The following is a 6,061-nucleotide window of genomic DNA, read 5'->3' on the forward strand; positions in this document are numbered from 1 at the left end:
GTGTTGGGTGTTGCCCCCGGGGCGCAGTTCTTGGTGTTTTTGGTGGTGTTGTGGGTTGTCGCCCCGGCCCCCCCGCGCCCCCCCGCGCCCCCGGGCGGCGGGGCGCCCCCCCCCCCCCCCCCCCCCCCCCGGCCCCGCCTCCTTCCCAGGGTCCAGCGATTCCGCCCGCGTCGTACGGATAATCGAGACCATGCCCTTCACGTCGCCGACGCCCCGGCCGTACGAGGCCGCCCCACCGCGACGGCGCAAGCGGCGCCGCCTGGCCGTCCTCTTCGAGGTCGGCACGGCGTTCTTCTACCTGGCCGGCACGAGTGCCCTGGGGGCCTTGGGGTCCGACGCAATGGGCTATTTCGAGCTCCTGCCGTTCGAAGGGAAACTGGCCCTGTGTGCCGGGGCGGCGGCGCTGCTGCCCTTCCGCAGGCGCTTTCCTGTCACCTGCCTGCTGGTCCTCGCCGCGGTGGCGGGCGCCCTGCCGCTCGGCGGGATGCTCACCGCCCTCGTCGCCTTCGACGCGATCCGCCGCGTCGACGGCCCCCGCCGCCGTACCGTCGTCCTGTTCACCGCCACCATGATCCCCGTGCTCACCGGCATCGTCGGCACGGTCTGTACCGGGTACGGGAGCTGGCGCTACGGCTTCGCCCTGGGCCTGGTCGTCGGCGGCGTCTGCGTCCTCATTCCCGGCCTGGCCGGCAGCTCACGCGGACAGCAGGACCGCCTGGTCGTCGCTCTGCGGGAACGTGCCGCCGCCGCGGAGGAGGCCCGGCGGCTGATCGACAGCGCGTCCCGCGTCGAGGAGCGCTCCCGGATAGCGGCCGAGATGCACGACCTGGTGGGCCACCGCCTCAGTCTGATCTCCCTGCACAGCGGCGGCCTGGAGATGGCCCTCGCCACCAAGGCGCCCGAGCTGAAGGAGGAGGCCGCACAGGTCCGCGTCGCCACCCGGGACGCCATGAACGAACTGCGCGCGGTCCTCGGCGTCCTCGGCCCGCTCGGCCGCGACACCGGCACCGGTGCCCTCACCGACGCCACCGGCACCCACGCGGACATCGACGCGCTGGCCGAGGAGTCCCGCGCCGCGGGCATCGCCGTCACCGTCCGCCGGCAGGGCCCCGACCTCGACGGCCTGGAACCGCGGGTACGGCGCGCGGTGCACCGCGTGGTTCGCGAGTCGCTGACCAACGTCCACCGCTACGCGACCGGCGCGTCCGTCGAACTGACCGTGGAGCACACCGACGACCGCGTACGCGTCACCGTCCGCAACGGCGCGCCCCCGGCACCCCCCGAGGCCACCACCGGCCTCGGCACCGGCCGCGGACTGACCGGCCTGCGCGAACGGGTCGGCCTGCTCGGCGGCGAACTGCGCACCGGCCCGACCGGCGTCGGCGGCTTCCTGGTCGAGGCGACCGTTCCCGCGCACCCGGCCTCACCCTCGGCGTCCGCCGCACACACGGAAACCTCCCCCTCATCCCTCGCCGCCGAGGAACACCACCAGTCCGGCGCCCTGCCCGGCATCCTGCGCCACCTGCCCGGCCTCGCGACCGGCGTCCTCGGACTCGTGGGGGTGGGGACGATGCTGGGATTCGGGCTGGTCCTGGTGCAGAGCTCCCGCCCGGTCCAGGAACAGCTCTCCCCGGACAGCGTCCACGTCGGCATGAGCAGGAAGGACGTCCGGTCCGCGTACCTGTACGACAACGACCTGGCCCGCGCCGCCGCCGCGGGCCACGAGCCACGGCGGCCCAGCGGTACCGACTGCATCTTCCCGTACACCGGCGAGGAGGCCCTGGGCGGACGCCTGGAACTGACGCGGTACTGCTTCCGTGGCGATGTGCTGACCGACATCGACAGGTTCTGGGTGCCGTCGGTCCGCGAACCTCGGGCGTCCGAGTCCCCGACCCCCCGAACTCGTTGATCCTCGACCCCTCGACCCCTCGATCCGACTGCCGTGGCGAAGCCGCCCCGGCTACCGTGCGGCCAGGCGAAGGCAGGCGGTCATCGGCCGGTGGTCGTCGGTCCCAGGCCGCCGAGGGGAGCGACGACATGGCCGTGGAAGTCTGGCACGCGCACGTGCTTCAGTACCTGGAGCCGTTGCTGGAGGTGTGCCGGGGCGTGCACCTGCGCGAACGGCGCGCCGGTACGTGGATGGACCCGGTGCCGGGGGCGCTGGAGTGGACCCTGCCCTGGGGCATGGACGACGGCAACGGCCTCGTGCGGCTGACCGTCTTCAGCGAGTACGTCCCCGAGCGCGGCAGGACGTGGGCCCGGGTGGTCGTCGCCGCGGACACGGCGGCCTTCATGGGGCCGGGCACCGGGAGCGTCACCCTGCCCCGGTTCAGGGACTGGGGCGGCGGACGGGCCGCCCAGAGCGATCCGCCCTCCCAGGGACCCGCACCGCGACCGGACACACGACCGACCCGAGGCATGGCCGAAGCCCTGCTGGCCGGAGTAGGCGGAGTTCCCGATTCACTGCGCGAGGAGCCCGGCGGCGAGTTCAGCTTCGGGGTGCCCATGGACCCTGCGTGAGCGAGAGCACCGACCGCCGACGGCCCGGCCCCGCGCGGGCACCCCGTTAGCCTGGGCCCATGAGCGATCTCCCCGGCGCGCGTGCCGCACAGCCCGTACGAGTCCTCCTCGCCGACGACGAGGAGATGATCCGGCACGGTGTCCGCCTCATCCTGCGGCACGCCGAGGACATCGACGTCGTCGCGGAGGCCGCCAACGGTGCCGAGGCGGTCGAACTGGCCGCCCGCACCCCGGTCGACGTCGCCCTCGTCGACATCCGGATGCCCGTCCTCGACGGCCTCGCCGCCATCGAGCAGTTGGTCCGGCTCGACCCCAAGCCGCAGGTCGTCATGCTCACCACCTTCGGCGACGAGGAGAACGTCACCCGCGCCCTCCAGGCCGGCGCCAGCGGCTTCCTGCTCAAGGACGAGGGGCCGCAGGAGCTGATCAGCGCCGTACGGGCCGCGGCCGCCGGCGACGCGGTGCTCTCGCCCGGCGTGACCGGCCATGTCGTCAAGCGGATGCTCCAGGGCGGCGGCCGGGTCGGCGCCGCCAACGGCGCGGACGGCCCCGACCAGCGGCTCGCCGCGCTGACCGACCGGGAGCGGGAGGTACTGGCGATGCTCGGCCAGGGCCTGTCGAACCTGGACATCGGCAGCCGCCTGGAGATCGGCCTGGGCACCGTCAAGACGCACGTCGGGCGCATCCTCGACAAGACCGGCACCCAGAGCCGCGTACAGGCCGCCCTGCTGGCGCACCAGGCGGGACTGGCGGGCTGAGACGAGGCGGCGGAGCCTGTGCGGGCCCCGGAGCCGTCAGCCGGCGGATCTCAGGGCCGCCAGTCGGCGAGGTCGAGGGCGTACTCGACGTCGCCGTGCTCCGCCCCCTCCAGGGGAGTGGGCCACTCCTCGTGGAACGTCCGTACGTAGCGCAGGCCCGCCTTCTCCATCACCCGACGCGACGCGGTGTTGACCGCCATGGTGGTGCCCATGACGCGCTGCGCCCCACCCACCGTGAACGCGGCACGGACCAGCGCACGGGCTCCCTCCGAGGCGTACCCCCGCCCCCACGCCGACGGGAACAGCCGGTACCCCAGCTCCACTTCACCACTGTCGCCCCGGCCCGCCGGGACAAGCTCGAACCACCCCAGGAAGTCCCCGGTGGCCACCTCCTCGGCCGCCCAGTACCCGAGCAGCCCCAGGTTCCCGTGCCGGGCCAGCATCGCCGGCAGCGTCCGCTCCAGGACCTCGGACCGCGGTACGGGCCTTCCGTCCCCCAGGAACCGCATGACGTCCGGATCGCCGTGCAGCGCGACGAGGCGGAGCGCGTCGTCCTCGGTCAGCCACCGCAGCCGCATCCGACGCGTCCGCAGGTCACGGTCGGCAAAAATATCCATGGTGAGCGCAACCCCTCGTCCCTGGCCCCGCGTGGAGCACAGGCATAGTAGAGGCGCCCCCGGCCGGGGGCATGTCACGCCATGACCCATGGCGCCTCACCGGACGTACGTACCAGGGGGAAACCGCTCCATGCCTGTCATACGCCGTACCGCAGCGGCCGCCGCCGCGGCGGTCGCCCTGTTCGCCACCGCGACCGCCTGCGGCCCGCAGGACGACAAGGCCGCCGCCACCCCCGGCAGTTCGGCGGCCGCGGACCATCAGGGCGGCGGCGAGGCGGGCGCGGACGCGGGCGGTGCCGACCTGCCGAGCGGGCTGCCGACCAGCCTCGACGACGTCAAGAAGTGGCAGAAGGGCGGCTGGAAGGACTGGGACCAGTGGGCCCGCAAGGCGTCCGAGTTCGCCAACCCCGTCATCAAGGACCTGTGGAACCCGTCCCGGATGGCCGAGGCCAGGAACGCGCCGGACGTCACCACCGAGGCCGCCGGTGACCAGGGCGGCAGCGACCCGGAACCGCGCCCCGTCCAGGCCCGGCAGGTGGCCCGCCCCTACCACCAGCACATGGCCCCCATAGGCAAGATCATGTTCGACAGCCCGCAGGGCCCGATGGTCTGCTCCGGCACGGTCGTGGAGGACCCGGCGCACCCCGGCAAGTCGAACCTGGTGTGGACCGCCGGCCACTGCGTGCACACCGGCAGGAGCGGCGGCTGGATGCGCAACATCGTCTTCGTGCCGTCCTACAACGACCAGGGCCTGTCCATGAGCGAGGTCGGCCGGGCCCCGGCGCAGGAGGTCGCGCCGTACGGGGTGTGGTGGGCGAACTGGGTCACCACGTCCGGCGAGTGGATCGACATGGGCAGCACCAAGTCCGGCAACGCCGGTTCCGCGTACGACTTCGCCGTCCTGCACGTCAAGCCGGAAGGGGGCGGCGGCAGGTCGCTCCAGGAGACCGTCGGCGCCGCGCTGCCGGTCTGGTTCGGCGCGCCCTCCGCCGACCGCGTCAGCGGCCTCCAGGCGTTCGGCTACCCGGCGGCGCCCCCGTACGACGGCGCCCGCATGATGAACTGCCCCGCCCGCCCCGGCCGCCTCACGATGGCCCAGGGCACCCCCACGATGTACCGCATCGGCTGCACGATGACCGGCGGCACGTCCGGCGGCGGCTGGTTCACGAACTACGGCGGCCGCACGTACCTGGTCTCCAACAGCTCCATAGGCTCCCTGAACCACACCTGGCTGGCGGGGCCGCACCTGGGCGCGGAGGCGAAGCGGGTCTTCGACGGGATCAGCCGGAAGTTCGCGTGAGGCTCAGCGGGCAACGACCAACAGCGTGCCCGGCCCCTCCCCGTCCGGTGCCGGCAGGATGCGTGCGTCCACACGGTCGAAACCGGCCCGCTTGAGGTGGCCGGCCCAGCTCTCGGGCGGGTACTGCCAGCGCGTCACGGTCAGCTCCCGCTCGCGGCCCTCCAGCCACTTGCCCCGCACGGCCTGCGGGCCGTACGCGCCCGGTGCCGGCTCGGCCTGGGAGAACGCGAACACGCCACCGGGAGCCAGCCGGGCGGCGACGAGCGGGAGGAGCCGGCCGGGGTCGGTGAACCAGACCGCTCCCCACACCGAGTAGATCGCGTCGTACGTCTCCGTGGTCCCGCTGAGGTAGGAGCACGCCTCACCGTGTACGAAGTCCAGGCCCGGCAGGTCCTGCCACCAGGCGCGGGCACGGGCAGTCTGGACGGCGGAGAGATCCACGCCGGTCACCCGCACGCCGCGTCCGGCCAGACAGGCGGCTTCCCTGCCTTCGGCCGGCCCGAGGTCCAGAGCCCGGCCCGGCGAGCCCAGCAGCTCGGCGCCGGGGCCGTGCCCGGCATACTGCGTCCACTCGAACCGACCGACGTCAGGCCGCGGCTGAGCCCCACCGCCCCGGTACGGCTTGTACGCGTCCCAGTATTCGCCCGGAGTCTGTGGCGCACGTGACATACGGCTCCTCGGGAGAACGACGGGACCAGGCACCGTACCGGTCCGTCCTGCTCCTGGGGGCGGTTCACCTCGGAGTCACCCGAGCAGCCGTGGGGGGGGGGGGGGGGCGGGGGGGCGGCGGCCGGGGGGGGGGGGGGGGGGGGGGGGGGGGGCGCCCCCCCCCCCGCCCGCGGCCCCCCCCCCCCGGCGGCGCCCCC

Annotated in this window: 6 protein-coding genes; 4 read left to right on the forward strand and 2 right to left on the reverse strand. The window is 74.0% G+C overall.

Annotation, left to right across the window (positions count from 1 at the left end; genetic code table 11):
- Nucleotides 1–190 precede the first annotated feature (190 nt).
- The 3 genes from ACZ4QV_RS37875 to ACZ4QV_RS37885 all read left to right on the forward strand — a co-directional run bounded on the left by ACZ4QV_RS37875 (nucleotide 191) and on the right by ACZ4QV_RS37885 (nucleotide 3,278).
- Nucleotides 191–1,909 (forward strand): sensor histidine kinase, encoded by a 1,719-nt coding sequence (locus ACZ4QV_RS37875; RefSeq protein WP_361156656.1) that lies wholly within the window; start codon nucleotides 191–193, stop codon nucleotides 1,907–1,909.
- Between the two features lie 128 nt (nucleotides 1,910–2,037).
- Nucleotides 2,038–2,520, forward strand: a complete 483-nt coding sequence (locus ACZ4QV_RS37880) for a hypothetical protein (protein WP_361619563.1) — start codon at nucleotides 2,038–2,040, stop codon at nucleotides 2,518–2,520.
- 59 nt (nucleotides 2,521–2,579) lie between these two features.
- The gene (locus tag ACZ4QV_RS37885; protein WP_361156652.1) at nucleotides 2,580–3,278 is read left to right on the forward strand and encodes a response regulator transcription factor; all 699 of its coding nucleotides are present in this window, start codon (nucleotides 2,580–2,582) and stop codon (nucleotides 3,276–3,278) included.
- Nucleotides 3,279–3,328: 50 nt separating this feature from the next.
- Here ACZ4QV_RS37885 and ACZ4QV_RS37890 read toward each other — a convergent pair whose 3' ends face one another.
- On the reverse strand, nucleotides 3,329–3,895 hold the full coding sequence (locus ACZ4QV_RS37890; protein ID WP_361156649.1) for a GNAT family N-acetyltransferase: 567 nt from the start codon (nucleotides 3,893–3,895) through the stop codon (nucleotides 3,329–3,331).
- Between the two features lie 130 nt (nucleotides 3,896–4,025).
- Here ACZ4QV_RS37890 and ACZ4QV_RS37895 point away from each other — a divergent pair, with 130 nt between their 5' ends.
- Nucleotides 4,026–5,195, forward strand: coding sequence for a trypsin-like serine peptidase (locus ACZ4QV_RS37895; RefSeq protein WP_361156647.1), 1,170 nt, complete (start codon nucleotides 4,026–4,028; stop codon nucleotides 5,193–5,195).
- A gap of 3 nt (nucleotides 5,196–5,198) precedes the next feature.
- On the opposite strand, the gene ACZ4QV_RS37900 is transcribed toward ACZ4QV_RS37895, so the two are convergent.
- Nucleotides 5,199–5,864, reverse strand: coding sequence for a class I SAM-dependent methyltransferase (locus ACZ4QV_RS37900; protein ID WP_361582782.1), 666 nt, complete (start codon nucleotides 5,862–5,864; stop codon nucleotides 5,199–5,201).
- Nucleotides 5,865–6,061: the final 197 nt, after the last annotated feature.

This window comes from Streptomyces sp. NPDC026394 (assembly GCF_055567735.1).